Origin of the sequence: Bradyrhizobium diazoefficiens USDA 110, assembly GCF_000011365.1 — a bacterium.
In the GTDB taxonomy this organism is placed as follows: Bacteria; Pseudomonadota; Alphaproteobacteria; order Rhizobiales; family Xanthobacteraceae; genus Bradyrhizobium; species Bradyrhizobium diazoefficiens.
The window spans coordinates 6,100,658-6,120,648 of the sequence record NC_004463.1 but is presented as its reverse complement, the minus strand read 5'-3'; the positions used below and the strand labels follow the sequence as shown (position 1 = coordinate 6,120,648).

Here is a 19,991-nt window from a genome sequence, read left to right as displayed (position 1 = left end):
ACGGCTCGCACGAACCTTCGACGGAAGCTGATCGAAACCGGTTCGAGCCGGTGGCTTCACGCCCGCGTGAGCGGGGAATCGGACGGCGAGCTCATGTGCCGGCGCTCGACGGCTCCGTGAGATCGCGGAGCATGTAGGTCGCGCTGGCGCCGTAGGATTCGAGCTTTGCGCGCAGCTCCGCATCCGCCGTGACGGGCCGAAAGCCGAAACGTTCCCACAGCGGCCGCGTGGCGTAGACCGAGACCAGCGCGAGAGCCGCGATGCCCGACGCGCGCGCCAGGTTCTCGATCGTTTCGACATAGGCACGCGCTACGCCGCCACGATGATCCGGCAGCACGGCGACGTCGTGCACGTAGAGGCAGTCCGCGTCATCGGGCAGTCGTTCGAGGAATCCATCGAGCGGCGGAATCCGGTGCCGACGCCAGGGATGCGATAGTCCGTAGCCGGCGATCTCGTCGTCCGCGATGAGCACACGGCAGCCATCGGGATAGAGCCGCATCTTCTCCGCGAACACCTCAAGGCGTTCAGGCAGACCAGGATGGATGCGCGCTGCGATCGCGCCGATCGCGGGCAGGTCGGAGGCGTGCGCGGGACGCCAATGCAGCTTGCTCATGTCGGTCCGTCTCACTCATTCCAGTTTATTCCGGCGCAATGATGCGTGCAGCGAAAAATTTCTTTGCCGCGCTCAAAGGAATACGACGGCTCGCGCGGCGTCCTACCCATGCAAGCCAATTGTATGACAGGAGAGATCATGACGACATCCCCGATCCGCCTCGCGCTCACGCTAGCCGTGTCGCTCGCAATCATTCCCGCCGCGTTCGCCGCGCCGCCGACGAAAACCGGCAAGACCGACAAGGGCAGCGTGCTCACTGACGCCAAGGGCATGACGCTCTACACCTTCGACAAGGACGCGGACGGCAAGTCGGCCTGCAACGGTCCGTGTGCGACGAACTGGCCGGTGCTGAAGGCCGAGGCCAGCGATGCCGCCGGCGACGGCTACACCATCATCACGCGCGACGACGGCTCCAGGCAATGGGCCTACAAGGGCAAGCCGCTCTATACTTTCGCCAAGGATACCAAGCCCGGCGACATCACCGGCGACGGTTTCCTCAACGGCGCCTGGCATCTGGCGATGCCGTGAGCGATTGACAGCACGGGCCGGGGATCGCCGTGGCACGCGATGTCCGGCCCGATAGCGCAGGCGGCGTGTCGCGCGAGGGACTCTATCGCGCCGGGGGAGGGCTGGCGGCCGCTTCCGGCAGTTCCGGCGTCGCGTCCTTGGGGTCGTACCAGCTTGCCGCGTCCGAGCGCCAGATGTGAGCGCGCGCGGGGCCCGCGACCGGCGTATCCAGGCATCCCATGCGCAACAGCACGTTCGGCTGTGCGATCCGTTCCGCCATGATATGCGAGCCGCAGCGGGTGCAGAAGCGGCGGAATTTGCCGGGCGAGGACTCGAACGCGGCGAGCAACTCGTCGCCGCGCACCCACCGGAACGCCGCGCGCGGCACCGGCATCACGCTGGAAAACGCCGAGCCGTGCGTCTTGCGGCAGGTCTGGCAATGGCAATGCACGAAGGGCGCGGGCTCCGCATCCACTTCATACGCAACGGCGCCGCACAGGCAACTTCCGGTCAGCATGCTCTTCCCATAGATCAAATCCTTTTGGAGCGCACAGCTTAGCCGCGCGGGCCGCGCCGGTGAAGCTGTCAAAACGAACTCGCCAGCCCGGGCGCGAACTGCAATGATGGCGCGGAGCACGCGCAAGTTCGCCTGCATGTCTTGTAATCGGCGGATTCATCGCCATTTCGAGCTGACACCCAGCAAAAAGGCATTTCGAATGAAATTCCGTGTCGGATTCGAAATGCTCTATGATTTCCCGCAACCGACTCCGATGATCATGGTGCTGGGCACGCATTTCACGCGCGCCTCCGATGTCATCGTGCCGGACTTCCTGACCACCACGCCTGCGGTCGAGATCACGCCCTATCGGGACATGTTCGGCAATTGGTGCAGCCGCATGGTCGCGCCGGCCGGTCGCATGCGCCTTGCAGCAGATGGCGTGGTTCGCGACAGCGGCCTGCCGGATCCGGTGGTTGCGTCGGCGGTTCAGCACAGGATCGAAGAGCTGCCTTCCGATACGCTGGTTTATCTGCTCGGCAGCCGCTACTGCGAGACCGACCGGCTCTCGGAGATCGCCTGGAAGCTGTTCGAGAAGACGCCTCCGGGGTGGGCGCGGGTGCAGGCGATCTGCGATTTCGTTCACGGCCACATCGCTTTCGGCTACGAGCATGCGCGCGCGACCAAGACGGCGTGGGAGGCATACCAGGAGGGCAAGGGCGTCTGCCGCGACTATGCCCACCTCGCCATTGCGTTCTGCCGCTGCATGAACATTCCCGCACGGTATTGCACCGGCTATCTGAGCGACGTCGGCACGCCGCAGCCTTGGGCGGTGGGCGATTTCGCCGGCTGGTTCGAGGCCTTCATCGGCGGGCGCTGGCACACTTTCGACCCGCGCAACAACGTGCCGCGGCAGGGCCGCGTCCTGATCGCTCAGGGGCGCGATGCCTGCGACGTTCCGATCACGCAGACCTTCGGCCCGAACGAGCTGGTCAGCTTCAAGGTCTGGACCGACGAGATCGCATGATGCTCGGTCATTTCCATTCGCCGGCGAGCTTGGCTCACGCGGCCGGCGCCGGCACCAGTCCGTAGCGCAGCATCGTCTCTTTCATCTTCACGGGATCGGGTGGCGCGCCGGCCGACAGGAGCTTTGCCATCTCGGTGAAATATTGCGGTCCCAGCACCCCGGGGCTCAGGATGCACAGGCATGTCGCAGGCCCCGTCGAACGGTTCGTAAAGCCGTGCACGATGCCGCGCTTGATGAAGACTGAGGCTCCGGGGCCAACATCGGTCTGCTGGCCGTCGATCGTCCAGGTCGAGACGCCGGACAGCCCGTAGATCGTTTCGTCCCAGCGGTCGTGATAGTGCGGGATCGGCATCCGCGCATTCGGCTGCAACGTCATTTCGAAGATGTCGACGCTGCCGCCGGTGTCGTCCTTGCTGTGCAGGAAGCGGAGCTCGAGCGTACCGAAATTGATGATGTCGGGCATGGCTGCTTCGTCCAGGTGAGAGAGGCTGCATCGAGATTGTGGCGCTCGCTCGCGTCGAAACGAAATCTACCGCAGCCCTTCATACACCATCAGCCCGCGTAGACCGGCCAATTTGTCGCACAGGGTCCGTTGCAGGCCAACTTGCCGGCTGCGCAGGCGGTAGAACATTCCGGCTCAAACGGCTCCGGGGATCGACGCCTCTGAATAGCTCGCCGGCGCTGATCTGAAGTTGGCGCATGCAATTGCCGCAACTTTAAGGGCGCAGGATTCTCGCTGCGCCGCTTCGTCGCAATATTCGAATAAATTCAAAGCGAGAGTCCGAAAGCGAACCGAAGCGTCGATTGTCGTCGGCCATAGTTGGCTCCGGCAGGGGGCGAGAGCGGAATATCCGCAGCAGCATCCCACCATCGTGAAAGTAGGGGCAGTGGCGTCCCGTTGCAGCACGCACCTGGACGCGTCGGGGAGTCTTCAATCCATCATCTAGTTTCGCTTGAAAGGATGAAAGCCCGTGAGTGATGCCGATATGAAAGTCGAGACGAAAGCCGCTCCGCTGAATGGGACGGCGAACGGAAATACAAAGCTCAAGTTCGACATGCCGTTTTTCAACATCCAGGCGATCTTCGGCGATCTCGCCGCGCCGGCCGCGACACGGGCCAAGGCAAATTTCGAGCAGATGAAGGTGACGTCCGAGGAGATTACCGCGGCACTCTGCGACGCCTGTTCGACCAGTGCCAAGCGTTCCGCCGATTACGGCACCAAGGTCATCGAAATATCCAACGCCAATACCAGCTCCGCGCTGGAATTCTTCTCCCAGCTTGCGGATGCGAGGTCGTTTGCGGACCTCGTGAACCTCTCCACCGCCCACGGTCGCAAGACCTTTGAAGCGGCTTCCGCCCAGAATCGGGAGCTTTGGGATCTGGCCCAGAAGGTCGCGACCGAGACGGCCGAGCCGATCAAGAACAGCTTCAACCGGGTTCTGCATAGGGCTGCTTGAATCGAAGCTACTGGCCACGTGGATCGGCTGGACGAGCGTCTTCGCGAGAAGAGACGCCGTCCAGCCGATGGCGGCCAGCCTCGCCGTGAGGTGATGCCAAGCTGGAGGGAAATCAGGGATGGGTATGGTGATGATCAAGTGCCCGGAAACGGGGAGCGCTATTCCGACAGGCATCGAGGTGGATAGCGACAAGTTTCGCTGCAGCGCGGTCTTTTTCTCGCGCACCTATTGCCGGATGTGCGCGGCGACGCACGAGTGGTTCGCCAGGGAGGCCTGGGTCTACGAGTCGGTCTTGGCGAACGGGAAGTCCGGGGGCGGGCAGCCATTCCGCGCCGGCGCGGCGTGAAGGAGCCTTACCGCATCCTGCGACACGATCCGATCGATCCTGCGGCTCATCACCTTGTAGCATTCGCAAGCGACGACCTCGAGCCGTTGCCTGTCGATCTCGAGCTGGCCGCGCCGATTGGATTTGATGGCCCTTGATGCTCGCAGTGCGCTCACGACGTGCGTGACCGTGGTGCGCCGGACGCCGAGCAATTCCGACAGCGTCTCCTGGGTCAGGGGCAGGATGTCACCGCCATCCGTCCGGTCGTGAATGTGAAGCAGCCAGCGGGCGAGGCGCGCTTCGACGGAGTGCAGCGCGTTGCAGGCCGCGACGTGCAGGAATTGCGTCATCATCGCCCTGGTGACAATCTGAACCGCGTTTGCGATGGCGGGACTGCGTTCGAGCGCCGCTTGAAATCGCGCGGGTGAGATCTGCAGTGCGGTCCCGGCCACGCGGACAACCGCCGTCAGGGGAGATCGGACGGGGCCGAGCGCCGTCATGAGTCCGACGGCGCCGTCGTTGCCGATCACCGCGGTTGCGGCCGTCTGTCCGTTCGGCAACTCCATGATGAGGGCGATCGCGCCGCTGCAGGGGAAGTAAAGGTGCTCGATCCGGTCGCCCGATCGAACGAGCACTGCGTCGTGCAGGAGCGGTACTTTCCGTAAATGCGGTGCAAGCAAAGCGAAGTCGGCCGGCGGTAACGCAGCTAACAGGCGATTACCAACTCTTGTCGCGCGCTCCATCACGGGAGTAGCCCCTCGACGGAGGCTCGGCGGCGGGCGAAAGCATCGTCACCGGCCGAGCCGCGTTGCCGCGCCGACACTTGCCACGGCAAGTGGACAAACGCACTTCGGCAGGTAAGGTTCCAATAACGGATCGCGCGCCGCGCGCCGACGCGGTCTGACCTTCAATCGACTCGCGCGCTGAAAACTTGGTCGGCCGTTTGCAAAGACTGCGCGCGCGACACGAGGGCTGCTCCTACCGCAACCCCTCATACACCATCAGTCCGCGTGCGATCTGCAATTTGCGGATGGCGCGCGGCAGTAGCTTCTCCGGCTGGTGCAGATAGCGCCAGGAGGTGAGGGTGAACGGCCCGAGCGCGCCGCATTCGTCGTCGAAGGGGGCGAGCACGCCGGTCACGCTCACGGGTGTGTGCGGGCGGGCGTTGAAAGGCAGCAGCAACAGTTCGAGATGCGCCTTGCTGCCGTCCTCGCGCGCGGCGGTGACGCCGGCGATGGCGCCGAGCGTCTCGTCGGCGACGACAGTCGTGATCTCCCCGATCTCGCTGCGGCTGGCCTCAGTGAACAGCGCCGCAAAGCTCTGGTCCTTGAGGTCGAGCCCGGCGAGCGCACAGACGCGCGTGCCGGCGACGCGGAACGGAAACCCGAGGTTTTGTTCGCAGGACAGCACGAAGATGTCACCGAGCAGGCCGCGGACTGCGGCCGGGTCGATGTCGGCCCGGTCGGGGGCCCGCGCAGCGCCGCGCTTCTTGTCCCAATACGCGAAGAATGCGCGGCTCGACGGATGTTTCATGACTGAACGCTTACCCCGGGACCACACCATGTGGGACAGACCTGTCCCGCTTCAGTGCACCCGCGATCCCTTCTGTTGTTGTGCAGGAGGGGATTTGCAGCGTCCATGCCGCAGGGGTGTTTTCACGCCTGTTAAGCCGGTCTTTGCGTCGTTAACGTTAAATTAACTATGCGCTTTGCGTGTCCCGCAGCCCTGCTATGGTGACCGCGGTCGCAAGCCTCGCCGCTTTTCTCCAGGTTCTCGGCGGGGCCTGTACACAGGCGTCAAACAGTTTGGTCACGGGCCGCGGGGAGGGGTGGGGATACACCTTATTCCCTCGGGGTACCGGAAGTCCGACACGGACAGGCAGGGCTTTCCCAGGGCCCTGCCTTTTCCTTTCTCAGGCACACTCTCTCGTGCCCCGGACGCAGCGCAGGCCGTTTCGTTTGCTCGCGAGGATATAGACGAAGAAGGCGGTTTGCATAGGCGTGAGGCAGATCGTTGCAGCTATCTAAAGTTGTATAATTCGAACCCGCTGCCAATCTGGGTCCCGGCTCGGCGGCGCGTCACTTCGTGCCGCACCTTGTCCGGGACACGAGATCGGTCCGGATCGCTAAGGCTCCGTGTCCCGGACGCAGGGCAGCGCCTTAGCGATGCACTGCTGAGCCGGGACCAAGTGCCTCGCTCGGTTCGAGACGATCCCCTCGTTCACGATTTCCTTTTGTGCACTTGCGCGAGGCCGGCAAAGGCGACTATCTCCAAGCGTATCGCTCCGATTGCGCCTGAAAGCGAAGCCGCCTTGGATTCCCCGCAAGATTCGCACGATGCTCAGCCGGACGTGCCGGCCCTTGTTGAGGCGGCTCCGCGCGAGCCGATCCTGACGCTGCCGTTCGCGCTGACCGCCTATATCGTCCTGCTGGCGCTGATCCATCTGCGGGTGCTGCTGCCGCCGGAACTGGAGAACTGGACCATCGACGTCTTCGGCTTCATCCCGAAGCGCTACGATTCCTCGCTGCTCAATCTGCAGATCCCGGGCGGCGCCGGCGCCAAGGTCTGGAGCTTCGTCACCTATTCGCTGCTGCACGCCAATCTGACCCATCTCGGCTTCAACGTGCTGTGGCTGCTGCCGTTCGGCAGCGCGCTGGCGCGGCGTTTTGGCGCGATCAGGTTCTTCCTCTTTCTCGCGGTGACGGCGGCGGCCGGCGCGCTCGCCCATCTCGCCACCCATGAGCATGCGGTGGCGCCGATGATCGGCGCTTCGGCCTCGGTGTCGGGCGCGATGGCGGCGGCGATCCGCTTTGCCTTCGTCCGCGGCAGCTTCCTGTCGTTCAGCCGTTCGGACGCCGATACCGCCGCAAAGGTTCCAGCCCTGCCGCTGTCGCGCGCGCTGCGCGACGGGCGGGTGGTCGGCTTCCTCGCGGTGTGGTTCGGCGTCAACATCATCTTCGGCGTCGGCGCGATCGGGGTCGATGCCGAGACCACGAGCGTCGCCTGGCAGGCGCATATCGGCGGCTTCTTCGCCGGCCTGTTGCTGTTCGCGCTGTTCGATCCGGTACCGCGCGTGCGAAGCGATGCTGCGGATGCGTCATCACAGGACGTTTCAGACCGTATTTGAAGCGGCGCTTGCGGCGCGGCCCGAATTCATCCATCATTCGCGTGAAGAATGTTCCGAAGCGACAAGCGGGTAGCGGCTTTGCTTCGTAAAGCGCCTGAGCGTGAAACCGGCGCTGAAACTGTTAGTTGAAGACTCGAGGAACTAGTCCCGACTGCCAAAAGGCGGACGGCTCCGATTCAGGGAGGCGACAATGACGGTACGTTCCATTCTCAACACCAAGGGCCACCAGATCATGAGCGTCGAGCCCGACGCCAAGCTGGCCGCCGCGATAAAGCTGCTCGGTGAGAAGAAGATCGGTGCGGTGCTGGTGATGAACCAGAGCCGGCTGGAAGGCATCCTGTCCGAGCGCGACATCGTGCGCGTGATCGGCGAGCGCGGCGCCGGCGCGCTGGACGAGCCGGTCTCCCAGGTCATGACCCGCAAGGTCGTGACCTGCAAGGAGACCGACACGGTTGCCGAGCTCATGGAGACGATGACGACAGGCAAGTTCCGCCATCTGCCGGTGATCGACAACGGCAAGGTGGTCGGCCTGATCTCGATCGGCGACATCGTCAAGCGCCGTGTCCAGGAATACGAGTCCGAGCAGGAAGCCCTGCGCGACTACATCAAGACGGCCTGACCGCCGTCACTCGCCGGCTTTGGGCGCCGCGCCCTCGGGCGGCGGCGCCAGCGCGTGGATCGCCTCCTGGATCGAGTCCAGCGCACGCTCGGCGGCGCGGGTGCCCAATGCGATGAGGTCGTCGGTGCGGTGGAAGTCGAACCAGCCGAACTGGCCGACCCGCGGCGTGATCAGCAGGTCCGGAGGATCGCCGGCGAGGCGGGCGCGGGTGATGCGGTCCTGCATGATGTTGAAGGCATCGACCATCACCGAGGAGAGGCCGGGCCGGTCCCCGCCGCCGAAGAACTCGCGCTTCACCGTCTTCTCAGGCGAGAAGAATCTCGGGAAGCGCCGTTTTGGCGTCGTCTCTTCGGCCGCAGGTGCGGCCGGTCCGGGTGCCGCGCCGTGCGAATAGACCGTCGTCGAATAGGTGAAGATGTCGCTGGAAAGATTTGCAGCGATGACGATTTCAGCGCCGAGCGCGCGGGCGGCGGAGACCGGCACCGGATTCACCAGCGCGCCGTCGACCAGCCAGCGATCGCCGATCAGCACGGGTGAGAAGATGCCGGGCAGGGCGTAGGAGGCGCGCATCGCGTCGACCACGCGGCCGCGTGTCAGCCAGATCTCGTGGCCGGTGCGAACCTCGGTCGCGACGGCGGCGAACTTGATCGGAAGGTCCTCGATCAAGGTCTGGCCGCACGCTGCCTCGAGCCGGGTCGCCAGCTTCTCGCCGCCGATCAGACCGGAGCCGTTGAGGCGGATGTCCAGATAACCAAGGATGTTGCGCATGCCTTGCAGACCGCGGCCCCACTCCTCCAGCGTATCGAGCTTGCCGGACGCGTAGAGGCCGCCGACCACGGCGCCAATCGAGGTGCCGACCACGACATCGGGCACGATACCGTTGGCGAGCAGGGTCCTGATGATGCCGATGTGGGCGAAGCCGCGCGCTGCGCCGCCGCCAAGGGCAAGGCCAATGACCGGCCGGCGGATGCTGCCGAGGCCGATCTTCTCGCTGTTCGAGCCATTCGCGCCGCGGCCCTTCAATCTGTCCAGCACCAAAACTCTCCTACGCGTGGCCAGCCGCACCACCAGACTAGGCATAGCACCTGCTGTGCGCCAGAACCGGGGCGAAGCATGGTTTATGCCGCTTTGGAAAGGGCGCTGGGCAGGAGTATGGCGAGGGGCGGTTGCCTCCTGTCTAATCACGCAGGCGTCAACCAGGTTCCATCAAACCGTGGCGGGGCCGTATTTCCTGGGGCTTCAGAGGCTTGAATTTGCCGCGTTTTCGGTGAAAAGCAGGTGGCATGACTATCGGGGGTGACGGCATCATCGGATGGCGGCGCAGCGTATCGCTGCTGCCGGCGCTGATCCTTGCCGCGTGCCTCGTCATCCTGGGGCAAGGTGTTGCCCAGGCTCAGCTTTTCTCCGATCGGCCGCCGCCGGTGCCCCCCGCATCGGTGCCCGACCCCGGCGGCGCCGTCAGCCTGGCGCCGCCCTCCGGGCCGGGGGCGGCTCCCCCCAGCCTGCCGCCGACCCTGACCCAGCCGATTTCCCCCAGCATGCCGCCACCCGCGGTCACGACCGTGCCGCCGGCCGCGCCGCTCAATGCGGCGGCGCCGGGACAGGGTGTGCTGTCGCTGACCGCGAAATACGGCAAGGACTCGGCCCCGATCACCAGCGGCCTGGTCTGGCGTGTCTTCGCCGACCGTCCCGACGAGAACGGCACGTTCAAGCTGATCCGGGAGGACCGCAACGCGACGCCCAACATCGTGCTGCCGCCCGGCAATTACGTCGTGCACGTCGCCTTCGGGCTCGTCAGCGCGGTGCGCACCGTCAGCCTGAAGGCCGAGACTGACCGCGAATCCTTCGTGCTGCCGGCAGGCGGCCTGCGCATCGAAGGCCGCGTCGGCACCAGCCGCATCCCGCAGAACCAGATCTCGTTCGCGATCTACAAGGGCAGCCAGTTCGAGTCCGGCGAGCGCGCCTCGCTGGTGCCGAACGTCGCGGCCGGCGACGTCGTGCTGCTGCCGGAGGGCACCTACTACATCATCTCCAACTATGGCGATGCCAACTCGGTGGTGCGCTCGGACATTCGCGTCCAGGCCGGCAAGCTCACCGACGTCACCATCACCCATCGCGCCGCGGTCATCACGCTCAAGCTCGTCAGCGACAGGGGCGGCGAGGCCCTCGCCAACACCGCCTGGTCGGTTCTGACCCCCGGCGGCGACGTCATCAAGGAGTCGATCGGCGCCTTCCCGCGCGTCGTGCTCTCCGAAGGCGAATACCGCGCCATCGCCAAGAACGAGGGCAAGGTCTACGAGCGCGGCTTCAACGTCGTCAACGGCGTCGACGGCGAAGTGGAAGTCGTCGCGCGCTAGTTAGCCCGACCGGTGCGGCGACTTCGCCTCTCCCCGTTTGCGGGGAGAGGCCGGAATGCGCGCTGGAAGCGCGGATTCCGGGTGAGGGGGACTCTCCGCGAGTCCAACTCTCACCGTGATTGCGGAGGCACCCCTCACCCCAATCCTCTCCCCGCAAGAGCGGGGCGAGGGAGCACACCGTCTGCGCGGCCCCTCACTTCCGATACCTCAACGCCTCCACCAGCACGGCAAACGCCGGCGTCGGCTGCCGCCGGCTCGGGTAATAAAGGTGATAGCCCGCGAACGGCGCGCACCAGTCGGCGAGCACGCGGATCAGCCGCCCGTCGGCGATCTCCCGCTTCACCAGATCTTCCGGAATATAGGCAAGACCAAGCCCCGCCAGCGCGGCATTCATCCTGAGCAGGCCGGTGTTGAACACGAGCTGGCCGTCGACCCGCACCTTCATGGCGTGGCCGCGCTTCTCGAACTCCCAGGCATAGAGCCCACCATAGGTCGGCAGGCGGAGGTTGATGCAGTTGTGCTCGGTGAGATCCTGCGGCCGCTTCGGCTTGCCCCGTGCGGTGAAATAGGCAGGTGAGCCCACGACCGCCATGCGCATCTCCGGCCCGATCCGCACCGCGATCATGTCCTTGGCGACCTGCTCGCCGAGCCGCACGCCGGCATCGTAACGCTCGGCGACGATGTCGGTGAGGCCGTAGTCGACGACGAGCTCGACCTTGATATCTGGATACCGCGGCAACAGCCTGGCGAGCGTCGGCCACAGGATGGTCTGTGCCGCATGCTCGCCGGTGGTGATCCGGACGGTGCCGGCCGGCGTCTCGCGCAGCGCGGTCAGCGCCGACAGCTCCGCGTCGATCTCCGCAAAGCGCGGTCCGATATTGCGCAGCAGGCGCTCGCCGGCTTCCGTCGGTGCGACGCTGCGGGTGGTGCGGGTGAGCAGCCGCAGGCCGAGCCGCTCCTCCAGCGCGCGCACGGTGTGGCTGAGCGCGGATTGCGACACGCCGAGCTGGGCGGCCGCGCGGGTGAAGCTGCGCTCGCGGGCGACCGCGAGGAAGGCGAGGAGGTCGTTGACGTTGGTGCGGGCCATTCATGAATCCGGATCATGAGTACATGCCGGTTTTATCACCTAATCGCAGGCTCGCGCGCGACCTAAATTCGCAGCCGAACGTGATTTCAAGGAGAGCTGCGATGCGGATGCGTAAACTGGGCAAGAGTGGTCTGGAGGTCTCGGCGCTTGGCCTCGGCTGCATGGGACTGAGCTACGGCTATGGTCCGGCGACGGAGACCTCGCAGGCGATCGCGCTGATCAGGACCGCCTTCGAGCGCGGCGTGACCTTCTTCGACACCGCCGAGGCCTACGGCCCCTTCGTCAACGAGGAGCTTTTGGGCGAGGCGCTGGCGCCATTCCGCGACAAGGTCGTGATCGCCACCAAGTTCGGTTTCAAGGGCGGCAAGGTCGAAGACGGGCTCGACAGCCGGCCCGCCAACGTCAAGGCGGTGGCGGAGGCCGCCTTGAAGCGGCTGAAGACCGACCGCATCGACCTGTTCTATCAGCACCGCGTCGATCCCGACGTGCCGGTCGAGGACACCGCGGGCGCGGTGAAGGACCTGATCCGCGACGGCAAGGTCCTGCATTTCGGCATGTCGGAGGCGGGCGCGCAGACGATCCGCCGCGCCCATGCGGTGCAGCCCGTGACCGCATTGCAAAGCGAATATTCGCTGTGGTGGCGCGAGCCGGAGCAGGAGATCCTGCCGACGCTGGAAGAGCTCGGCATCGGCTTCGTTCCCTTCAGCCCGCTCGGCAAGGGCTTCCTGACCGGCGCGATCACCGAGAGCACGACGTTCGACAAGAGCGACTTCCGCAACATCGTACCGCGCTTCTCATCCAGCGCACGAAAATCGAACCAGACGCTGGTCGATCTGCTCGGCGAGATCGCAACAGCGAAGAAAGTGACGCCGGCGCAGATCGCGCTCGCCTGGTTGCTGGCGCAGAAGCCGTGGATCGTGCCGATCCCCGGCACCACCAAGCTGCACCGGCTCGAGGAGAATGTCGGCGCGGCCGCGGTGACGTTGTCGGATGCGGATCTCGCTGCCATCGCGGCCGTGCTGGCCAAGGTGGCGGTGCAGGGCGATCGCTATCCTGCGCATCTCCAGGCGCGAGTCGGCCGCTGACATCGTGCATGAACGCCCGGTGAGCGTTCGCTTACCGGGCGTCCTCGTCCTGTGTTCTGATTTGAATACCTCTGTCAGCGCTATCAGGCGCCCGAGCGGCCGCAAAACACCGCAAACAACGGCTTATTCCACAGGCGTCGCGACTTCGTCACAGCCGGTGCAAGATACGCATTTCCGATAATCAATTTTATTCTCTTTCCATCCTGCTGCGTTATATGTCGGGCATCCGTCTAATGGGGGAGGCCGGAGCAGGCGTGTGCGCTTGCGAGACCGGCAGGAAGAGGGACCAAGCCCGTCGGTATGTTCGAAGTGATCCTCACCAGGCGTAAGCGGTTTGGCTGGCGATGGCAGGTGTGCGACCAGTCCGGCAAGATATTTGCCGACGGCTTCGAGCGCACCCGGCCGTCCGCCAAATATCATGGCGAGCGCGCATTGTTCTTCCTGTTGTCGCAGGCCTATTTGCGCAACCGCTCGGCCGCGTCCAGCGAGGACTAGCGCGACCGTCGTTCCGTGGCCCGGACACGCGCGCTCCATCCGGGCTACGAGCCCGACCTCAGACGTCAACGACCAGCTTGCCCTTCGCAGCACGATCCCTGATCAGTGCGTAGGCGTCGCCAACGCTCTCCAGCGTGAAGTGCCTTGCATCGAGCAGGGGCACGAGCTTGCCGGCCTCCACCAGGCGTGTTGCCTCGCTCATGATCTCCCCGTGATGCGCGCGACCTTCGCCTGTCAGCAGCGGCAGCAGTGTGAACACGCCGGAATAGGTGGCAGCGCGGAACGACAGCGGTGCCAGCGCATGCGTGCCCCAGCCGAGCGCGCTCACGACATGACCGAAGCGGCGCACGGCTGCGAAGGAGGCGTCGAGCACCTTGCCGCCAACGGTGTCGTAGACGATGTCGAAGCCGCGCCCGCCGGCGTGCTGCGCAACGTAAGTCTCAACCGCGATGTCGCGGTCGATGAAGACGGCGCCAAAGCCCTCTATCGTGGGCGCGCTGCGACGCTGAGCCCGTCGCGAACACGTTTGCTCCGAACGCATGCGCGATCTGGATCGCGACATGGCCGACGCCGCCCGCACCGCCATGGATCAACACCTTCTGGCCGGCCTTCAGCGAGGCGCGGTCGATCAGGCCTTCCCAGGCCGTGATGAAGATCAGGGGCAGGGCGGCCGCCTCGCGCATGCCGAGATTGGTGGGCTTGGTTGCCAGCAGATCGGCATCGACGCTCGCGAATTCGGCGAGCGATCCCGGCACACCACCGACGCCTCCGGTCATGCCGTAGACCTCGTCGCCCGGTTTGAATCGCGTGACGTCGCGCCCGGTGCGTTCGATCACGCCGGCGAGATCAAGGCCGAGAATAGCAGGCATTGGATGGCGCGCATGCGCCGCGGAGCCTGCATGGATCTTGGTGTCGAGCGGATTGATGCCGCTCGCGCGCACCCGGACCAGCACCTGATTGGTGCCGAGCTCCGGCGTGGAAATCTGTGAGACGCGCGGCGGTGCGTTGTACGCCTCCAGGACGCTTGCGCGCATGGTCGAGTGTCCAGTCATGATCGTCTTGCTCCGTTGTCGGCCTCCAATATGCCCATTATTTTTTGCATGGAAAGAAACGAAGATGTACGGTTATCGTGCATTTGTGTATGGGATGGTTTTGATGGACTGGAGCGATCTGCGCATCTTCCTCGCGATTGCCCGCGAGGGTACGCTCGGCGCTGCCGCGCGAAAGATCGGTCAGACCCAGCCGACGATGGGCCGGCGGCTTCGCGCGCTCGAGACGGCGCTTGGCCAGACACTGTTCCAGCGCACCGCCGACGGCTTTGTCCTCACCGACGAGGGCACCGCCGTGCTGCGGCATGCCGAGCGGATCGAGGAGGAGGCGCTCGCATTGGAGCGGCATGCGACCGGCGCGGAGACGCAGCTCGACGGCTTGCTGCGCCTGTCGTCGTCGGACTGGTTCGGGACGGTGATGCTCTCGCCGGTGATCGCGGCCTTCGGCAAGCGTCACCCCAAGGTGACTGTCGAGCTCCTGACCGACGCGCGCCTCTACAGCCTGCCGCGCCGCGAGGCCGATCTCGTCTTCCGCATCAAGCCGTTCAGTGAACCCGAGGTGATCTCGCGAAAGCTGCTTCACATTCCCTATGCGCTTTACGGCAAGAAGGGCAGCAAGCCGCCGCGCGCCGGCGACGGCAGCGGCGTCCGCGTCGTCATCATGAACGCAGAATTCGCCGACATGCCCGATGCAGTGTGGCTGAAGCGCGTGCTGCCGAGGGCGGAAATCGCCTCGCGCAGCAATAACCGCCAGGCGCAGGCCGAGCTCTGCGCCGGCGGCAGCGGATTGGCCGTGCTGCCGCGTCCGCTCGGCGACCGCGACCGCCGCCTCGTTGCGCTCGATATCGGCTCGACGCCGCCCGGTCGCGACACCTTCGTCGGCTATCACCGCGACCTCAAGCGCCTTGGCCGCCTGCGCGCGATGCTCGACCTTGTGATCGAGCGGCTGGCGGGGTGATGGTCTCGTAGCCAGGGTGAGCGAAGCGATACCCGGGACCGGTGGTGATCGAGAATCCCGGATGTCGCTTAGCTCACCCGGGCTACAAGACCTTGCGTTGCCCGTCGGGCAAAACACGCAAGATGCCGGTCAACGCCCATCGTCGAAAATATTCCACTTTACCGAAATTCGGAAACGGCGTATGTGTCGCCTCACTCCGGCCCAAGGAAGAGGGGCGTATCGCGATCGTCACGAACGCGGGCCGGGCGGCGGTGGACGTGGGGCACATCGGCGCGAAAGGCATCGCAGGGCGGGCAACCGTGAGCGAAACCATCGCGCGCACGACCGGTGTGATCGGCGTACGGCCAAATCGTGTCGTCCTGGCGCCCGGGGTCTGTGCGCCAAGTCCTGCGGTGATGTGTGCGGCCCGACCGGACCGCGCGCGTCAGCCATCCGCAGGGCGACGGGGGCAATAGTGCATCGCTCCCCGGGGAGAGCACGACATAAGCCGTTCCAACCACTGCGCAGGGAAGGCCGGGATGTCTCCGGTTGCCCTGTTACCCGCTGTGCATCGTAGCCGCAATCCGCTTCTCGCATGGCGGTCAGTAGGAGCCAGCCGGCTCCCGGCCTTCCCTGCGCCCTCTTTCATCCGAGGGTGAGGTGACGAAGCAAAGCTCGGGCGAAACAAGCCGCGAGAGGGTGAAGGTGTGTCTGCGATGGGAATGCGAGTTGAAAGAGCGACGCCGTCTCCCACACTCCGTCATTGCGAGCGCAGCGAAGCAATCCAGAATCCCTCCGCACCCCGGTCGGCGTTGCCGAAGCGCGATGTGGCCACCAGCGTTCGCAGCAACCAAGTTCGGTGGGTATGGGTCCTGGCTTTCGCCAGGACACTGAGAGTGGCGCGACGCTATCGCCATCTCATCGCTCAGCCCGCAAAAACAAAACCGTCATAGTCTCTAACGGCTACTAACCAACGCCTGACTTAAAACTGTCATAATCGCCGAATGGAACCCGCGCCCGCGCGCTCTTTACACGCCGTTAAGTGCACCTGCATTGGATGCGCTCGGAAAGTGCGTTGGGGACTGCGATGAGTGCCGCGAAGAAGATGCCGGGAAAACCGGCCGCCGAAATGTTTGACGACATCCCGGTGCTTCAGCGCAAATGGCGCGCCGCGTTGAAGCCGGGCGAACGGCTGCCGCGCTACGAGGACGTGATGCTCGGCAGCCTCGGCCGGCTCGCCGACCATATCGCACTGCTGAAGAACGACGGTGCGCTCGAGCTATCGCGCAGCGGACGCTACGTGCAGAAATGGCTCGGCGAGGAGCGCTGGGACATCCCCGTCGCCGAGCTCTCGCCCGATTGCGCCACGGCGCTGTCGGAAGCGGCGGCGAGCGCGCTTGCGAACGGACGGCCGCACCAGGCGAGCGCGCATTGCGTGCGCGACGGCATGGTCAGGACCTACGATGTGCTGGCGCTGCCGACCGCCTCGCGCTGGGGCGCGACGCTGGTCGGCGCCTATGTCAACGAGCGCGGCACGCAATACAATCTGCTGGATGCGATTTTCGCCTCGACCGACGACGCGGTGATCTCGCTGGCGACGCTGCGCGATGCCGGCGGCAAGCCGTTCGATCTCCAGATCGTGCATCACAACCAGAGCGCCGCCACGCTGCTGAAGGTCGCGAGTGCCGGCCTGCTGTGGCGCCGGATCGGCGAGGGCAACACCCTGCTGGCTGCGTCCGACATCATGGAATTCCTGCTCAAGGCCGTCCGCGGCGGCCGCGGCGAACAGCTCGAGATCGAGCACGATGGCCGGCATCTCCGGCTCAGCGCCACCGCCTTCGCCGACGTGCTCTCGCTGACGATCTCCGACGTCACCGCGTTGAAGCGGCGCGACGCCTCGTTCCGGCTGCTGTTCGACAACAACCCGATGCCGATGTGGGTGTTCGACGCCGAGACCAAGCAGTTCCTCGGCGTCAACGATGCCGCGGTCCAGCATTACGGCTACAGCCGTGCCGCCTTCCTGCGCATGAAGCTGCACGAGATCTGGCCGGAGGACGAGTGGGACAGCCACGCCGAAGCGCTCGATCGTGTCGGCGACACCTATCATTCCTCGCGCAACTGGCGGCACCTGCGTGCCGACGGCAGCGAGATCGAGGTGCTCACCTTCGGCCGTCGCGTGGCCTTCGACGACCGCGACGGCTATCTGGTCGCGGTGGTCGACATCACCGAACGGCGCAAAGCCGAGGCGCGCATCGCCCACATGGCGCACCACGACGGGCTCACCGACCTGCCGAACCGCGAATATTTCCAGCAGCGCCTGAAGCAGGCGCTCGACCAGGCCGGCGGAAAGCGGGTCGGCGTGCTCTACATCGATCTCGACCTGTTCAAGAACATCAACGATTCCTTCGGGCATCCGGCGGGCGACCGCCTGTTGAAGGAGGTCGCCGAGCGCCTGACCACCGCGGTCCGCGGCGCCAATCTCGCAGCCCGGCTCGGCGGCGACGAGTTCGCCGTGATCCTGGCGGCCGACGTCTCGCCGAACGAGGCCAGCGCCTGCGCGGCCCTGTTGATCGACATGCTGAGGGCGCCCTACGAGATCGACGGCCAGGAGATGGTGATCGGCGCCAGCATCGGAATCGCGCTGTCGCCCGGCGACGGCGTGACGTCGGAGGAGTTGATGCGCAACGCCGACATGGCGCTGTACCGGGCCAAGTCCGACGGCGGCGGCGTGCACCATTTCTTCGAGCGCGAGATGGACCTCCAGGCGCAGAAGCGCCGCGACATGGAGCTCGATCTGCGCCGCGCCTTCGCCAACGGCGAGTTCGAGCTGCACTATCAGCCGCTGGTGTCGATCGCCTCCGACCGCATCTCCGGCTTCGAGTCGCTGCTGCGCTGGCGTCACCCCGACAAGGGCATGATCTCGCCGGCGGAGTTTATCCCGGTCGCCGAGGACATCGGCCTGATCACCCAGCTCGGCGAATGGGTGCTGCGCGAGGCCTGCGCCGAGGCGGTGAAATGGCCCGTCGACGTCAAGGTCGCGGTCAATCTGTCGCCGGCGCAATTCCGCAGCCGCAACCTGGTGCAGGTCGTGATCTCGGCGCTGGCGCAGTCCGGCCTGTCGCCGAAGCGGCTCGAACTGGAGATCACCGAGTCGATCTTCCTGGCCGAGACCGATGCCAATCTCGCGATTCTGCATCAGCTGCGCGAGTTCGGCGTCGGCATCTCCATGGATGATTTCGGCACCGGCTATTCCAGCCTCAGCTATCTCCGCAGCTTCCCCTTCGACAAGATCAAGATCGACCGCTCCTTCGTCAAGGACCTGGCGCAGCGGCCCGATTGCGTCGCGATCGTGCGTGCGATCTCGGGGCTCGGCCGCAGCCTCAACATCACCACGACTGCGGAGGGCGTCGAGACCGAGGACCAGCTCGACTGGCTGCGCGCCGAAGGCTGCAACGAGGTGCAGGGCTTTCTGTTCAGCGCGGCGCGGCCCGCCGCCGAGATCGAAAAGCTGCTGGCCGATTTCGGCCAGCGCGCCTCACGGGCGGCGTAACGCGGGTGGAAAGCAGTCGTAGACCAGCGCCTTGAAGGCGGGCGTGATGCGGCTGCGTTCGTTCTGGGTCTGCTGCATCATCAGGTAGACCATGTCGAGCTTGGGATCGACGCCGAAATAGGTGCCGCTGCCACTGTCCCATTTCAACTCGCCGATCGAGCCCGGCGGCGGCGGTTTTGCGTTGCCGGGATCGGTGCGCACCGCAAGGCCGTAGCCATAGCCGAAGCCGTCACCCGGGAAATAGAAATAGTCGCGTCCGACGCCGGAGCCGGGACCGACGTGATCGGTCGTCATGGCCTTGAAGGCGGCCGGGCTGAGGTAACGCCTGCCCTCGAACTCACCGCGGTTGAGCAGCATCTGCGAGAAGCGCTGATAGTCGTTGATGGTCGAGAGCAGGCCGCCACCGCCGGACTGCCATTCGGGATGGTCGAGCCGGTCGCGCTCGGCGGCGAGCAGGATGTAATCGTTCGGCAGCGGCCGCGCCATCCGAGCCAGTTCGTCTTCCGTCGCGAGTGCAAACTTGGTGCTGCTCATGCCGAGCGGGTCGAGGATGCGCTGCTTCAGGAAGTCGTACAGGGTCTGGCCCGAGATGATCTCGATGATCGCGCCGAGCACGTCGGTGGAATGGCCATAGCGCCACAGCGTTCCCGGCTGCCGTGCCAGCGGCAATTTTGCGATGCGATCGGCGAATTTCCTGTTGTCGAAGGGATCCTCGAAAATGTTGGCAGCCTTGTAGGCCTGCTCGACCCATTTGCCGCCGATATAATCGTAGCTGATGCCCGAGGTGTGTCGCAGCAGATCCTCGATGTTGACGGGACGGACCGGGGGCACGAGGTCCAGCTCCAGCTTGCCGTCCGGCTCGGTGACCTCCAGTCCCACCTTGGTGCCGGCGAAGAGGGGGACGTATTTCGATGCGGGATCGGTAAGCGCAAGCTTGCCCTCGTCGATCAGCATCATCGCGCCGAGGCAGGTGATCGGCTTCGTCATCGAGTGGATGGCGAAGATCGTATCCGGCGTCATGGCGAGGCCCGTCCTGACGTCGCGCACGCCGAATGTCTTCAGATAGACCGGCTTGCCGTGCTGCTGGACCATGATCACGGCGCCCGGCAACCGGCCGCTCGTCACTTCGCTGTCGAAGAACGCCGTGATGCGGTCGAGCCCTTCGGGCGCAGGTGCAGGGATATCGGCGGCCCGGCTTCGCGCCATGGTGCCGGCGAGCAGCGCGGCTCCGACCAGAAATTCACGCCGCTTCATCTGGGC

At 65.2% G+C, this 19,991-nt stretch carries 18 protein-coding genes and 1 pseudogene; 10 read left to right on the top strand and 9 right to left on the bottom strand.

Annotated elements, in window-relative coordinates; all coding sequences use genetic code 11:
• Window positions 1–91: 91 nt before the first annotated feature.
• Window positions 92–613 carry a GNAT family N-acetyltransferase gene (locus BJA_RS28115; protein WP_038967890.1) on the bottom strand — a complete coding sequence of 174 codons (522 nt, stop codon included), beginning with the start codon at window positions 611–613 and terminating at the stop codon, window positions 92–94.
• A gap of 138 nt (window positions 614–751) precedes the next feature.
• Between BJA_RS28115 and BJA_RS28110 the strand changes: the two genes are divergently transcribed.
• Window positions 752–1,141, top strand: coding sequence for a COG4315 family predicted lipoprotein (locus tag BJA_RS28110; RefSeq protein WP_038967889.1), 390 nt, complete (start codon window positions 752–754; stop codon window positions 1,139–1,141).
• Between the two features lie 82 nt (window positions 1,142–1,223).
• On the opposite strand, the gene BJA_RS28105 is transcribed toward BJA_RS28110, so the two are convergent.
• On the bottom strand, window positions 1,224–1,637 hold the full coding sequence (locus tag BJA_RS28105) for a GFA family protein (protein ID WP_025575720.1): 414 nt from the start codon (window positions 1,635–1,637) through the stop codon (window positions 1,224–1,226).
• Between the two features lie 199 nt (window positions 1,638–1,836).
• On the opposite strand from BJA_RS28105, the gene BJA_RS28100 reads away from it, so the two are divergent.
• The gene (locus BJA_RS28100; protein ID WP_011088305.1) at window positions 1,837–2,643 is read left to right on the top strand and encodes a transglutaminase-like domain-containing protein; all 807 of its coding nucleotides are present in this window, start codon (window positions 1,837–1,839) and stop codon (window positions 2,641–2,643) included.
• 34 nt (window positions 2,644–2,677) lie between these two features.
• Here the strand turns inward: BJA_RS28100 and BJA_RS28095 are convergent, their stop codons facing one another.
• Window positions 2,678–3,106: a cupin domain-containing protein gene (locus BJA_RS28095; RefSeq protein WP_011088304.1), complete on the bottom strand. Its 429-nt coding sequence runs from the start codon at window positions 3,104–3,106 to the stop codon at window positions 2,678–2,680.
• Window positions 3,107–3,614: 508 nt separating this feature from the next.
• Here BJA_RS28095 and BJA_RS28090 point away from each other — a divergent pair.
• On the top strand, window positions 3,615–4,100 hold the full coding sequence (locus BJA_RS28090; RefSeq protein ID WP_011088303.1) for a phasin: 486 nt from the start codon (window positions 3,615–3,617) through the stop codon (window positions 4,098–4,100).
• 279 nt (window positions 4,101–4,379) lie between these two features.
• Here BJA_RS28090 and BJA_RS28085 read toward each other — a convergent pair whose 3' ends face one another.
• Both BJA_RS28085 and BJA_RS28080 read right to left on the bottom strand, forming a co-directional pair.
• Entirely contained in the window at window positions 4,380–5,171 is a 792-nt protein-coding gene (locus BJA_RS28085; RefSeq protein WP_011088302.1) for a Crp/Fnr family transcriptional regulator, read from the bottom strand.
• 232 nt (window positions 5,172–5,403) lie between these two features.
• Window positions 5,404–5,958 (bottom strand): PAS domain-containing protein, encoded by a 555-nt coding sequence (locus tag BJA_RS28080; RefSeq protein WP_028175850.1) that lies wholly within the window; start codon window positions 5,956–5,958, stop codon window positions 5,404–5,406.
• Window positions 5,959–6,736: 778 nt separating this feature from the next.
• Here BJA_RS28080 and BJA_RS28075 point away from each other — a divergent pair.
• Together BJA_RS28075 and BJA_RS28070 are read left to right on the top strand one after the other, a co-directional pair.
• Window positions 6,737–7,552, top strand: coding sequence for a rhomboid family intramembrane serine protease (locus BJA_RS28075; RefSeq protein ID WP_063921493.1), 816 nt, complete (start codon window positions 6,737–6,739; stop codon window positions 7,550–7,552).
• A 190-nt stretch (window positions 7,553–7,742) separates the two neighbouring features.
• Complete coding sequence (locus BJA_RS28070; RefSeq protein WP_011088299.1) at window positions 7,743–8,171, top strand: CBS domain-containing protein; 429 nt, start codon at window positions 7,743–7,745, stop codon at window positions 8,169–8,171.
• Between the two features lie 6 nt (window positions 8,172–8,177).
• Here BJA_RS28070 and BJA_RS28065 read toward each other — a convergent pair whose 3' ends face one another.
• Window positions 8,178–9,206 carry a patatin-like phospholipase family protein gene (locus tag BJA_RS28065; RefSeq protein ID WP_028175852.1) on the bottom strand — a complete coding sequence of 343 codons (1,029 nt, stop codon included), beginning with the start codon at window positions 9,204–9,206 and terminating at the stop codon, window positions 8,178–8,180.
• 248 nt (window positions 9,207–9,454) lie between these two features.
• On the opposite strand from BJA_RS28065, the gene BJA_RS28060 reads away from it, so the two are divergent.
• Entirely contained in the window at window positions 9,455–10,528 is a 1,074-nt protein-coding gene (locus BJA_RS28060) for a hypothetical protein (RefSeq protein ID WP_011088297.1), read from the top strand.
• A gap of 193 nt (window positions 10,529–10,721) precedes the next feature.
• Here BJA_RS28060 and BJA_RS28055 read toward each other — a convergent pair whose 3' ends face one another.
• The gene (locus BJA_RS28055) at window positions 10,722–11,615 is read right to left on the bottom strand and encodes a LysR family transcriptional regulator (protein ID WP_011088296.1); all 894 of its coding nucleotides are present in this window, start codon (window positions 11,613–11,615) and stop codon (window positions 10,722–10,724) included.
• Window positions 11,616–11,716: 101 nt separating this feature from the next.
• Between BJA_RS28055 and BJA_RS28050 the strand changes: the two genes are divergently transcribed.
• Entirely contained in the window at window positions 11,717–12,700 is a 984-nt protein-coding gene (locus BJA_RS28050) for an aldo/keto reductase (protein WP_011088295.1), read from the top strand.
• Between the two features lie 300 nt (window positions 12,701–13,000).
• Complete coding sequence (locus BJA_RS28045) at window positions 13,001–13,195, top strand: hypothetical protein (protein WP_018322145.1); 195 nt, start codon at window positions 13,001–13,003, stop codon at window positions 13,193–13,195.
• Window positions 13,196–13,253: 58 nt separating this feature from the next.
• Here BJA_RS28045 and BJA_RS28040 read toward each other — a convergent pair.
• Window positions 13,254–14,247 (bottom strand): annotated as a pseudogene (locus BJA_RS28040) (zinc-dependent alcohol dehydrogenase family protein).
• Between the two features lie 103 nt (window positions 14,248–14,350).
• On the opposite strand from BJA_RS28040, the gene BJA_RS28035 reads away from it, so the two are divergent.
• A complete protein-coding gene (locus tag BJA_RS28035) occupies window positions 14,351–15,202 on the top strand; it encodes a LysR family transcriptional regulator (protein ID WP_038967882.1) in 852 nt (283 codons plus the stop codon).
• Between the two features lie 1,066 nt (window positions 15,203–16,268).
• On the top strand, window positions 16,269–18,731 hold the full coding sequence (locus tag BJA_RS28030; protein ID WP_038967531.1) for a putative bifunctional diguanylate cyclase/phosphodiesterase: 2,463 nt from the start codon (window positions 16,269–16,271) through the stop codon (window positions 18,729–18,731).
• Here BJA_RS28030 and BJA_RS28025 read toward each other — a convergent pair.
• Entirely contained in the window at window positions 18,717–19,985 is a 1,269-nt protein-coding gene (locus BJA_RS28025) for a serine hydrolase domain-containing protein (protein ID WP_011088289.1), read from the bottom strand. The two genes, BJA_RS28030 and BJA_RS28025, sit on opposite strands and share 15 nt — an antisense overlap.
• Window positions 19,986–19,991: the final 6 nt, after the last annotated feature.

Bases quoted from the DNA above. Each gene is read 5' to 3' on its own strand.
- BJA_RS28115 (WP_038967890.1), bottom strand. From the start codon at position 613: ATGAGCAAGCTGCATTGGCGTCCCGCGCACGCCTCCGACCTGCCCGCG.
- BJA_RS28110 (WP_038967889.1), top strand. From the start codon at position 752: ATGACGACATCCCCGATCCGCCTCGCGCTCACGCTAGCCGTGTCGCTC.
- BJA_RS28105 (WP_025575720.1), bottom strand. From the start codon at position 1,637: ATGCTGACCGGAAGTTGCCTGTGCGGCGCCGTTGCGTATGAAGTGGAT.
- BJA_RS28100 (WP_011088305.1), top strand. From the start codon at position 1,837: ATGAAATTCCGTGTCGGATTCGAAATGCTCTATGATTTCCCGCAACCG.
- BJA_RS28095 (WP_011088304.1), bottom strand. From the start codon at position 3,106: ATGCCCGACATCATCAATTTCGGTACGCTCGAGCTCCGCTTCCTGCAC.
- BJA_RS28080 (WP_028175850.1), bottom strand. From the start codon at position 5,958: ATGAAACATCCGTCGAGCCGCGCATTCTTCGCGTATTGGGACAAGAAG.
- BJA_RS28070 (WP_011088299.1), top strand. From the start codon at position 7,743: ATGACGGTACGTTCCATTCTCAACACCAAGGGCCACCAGATCATGAGC.
- BJA_RS28060 (WP_011088297.1), top strand. From the start codon at position 9,455: ATGACTATCGGGGGTGACGGCATCATCGGATGGCGGCGCAGCGTATCG.
- BJA_RS28055 (WP_011088296.1), bottom strand. From the start codon at position 11,615: ATGGCCCGCACCAACGTCAACGACCTCCTCGCCTTCCTCGCGGTCGCC.
- BJA_RS28050 (WP_011088295.1), top strand. From the start codon at position 11,717: ATGCGGATGCGTAAACTGGGCAAGAGTGGTCTGGAGGTCTCGGCGCTT.
- BJA_RS28045 (WP_018322145.1), top strand. From the start codon at position 13,001: ATGTTCGAAGTGATCCTCACCAGGCGTAAGCGGTTTGGCTGGCGATGG.
- BJA_RS28035 (WP_038967882.1), top strand. From the start codon at position 14,351: ATGGACTGGAGCGATCTGCGCATCTTCCTCGCGATTGCCCGCGAGGGT.
- BJA_RS28030 (WP_038967531.1), top strand. From the start codon at position 16,269: ATGAGTGCCGCGAAGAAGATGCCGGGAAAACCGGCCGCCGAAATGTTT.
- BJA_RS28025 (WP_011088289.1), bottom strand. From the start codon at position 19,985: ATGAAGCGGCGTGAATTTCTGGTCGGAGCCGCGCTGCTCGCCGGCACC.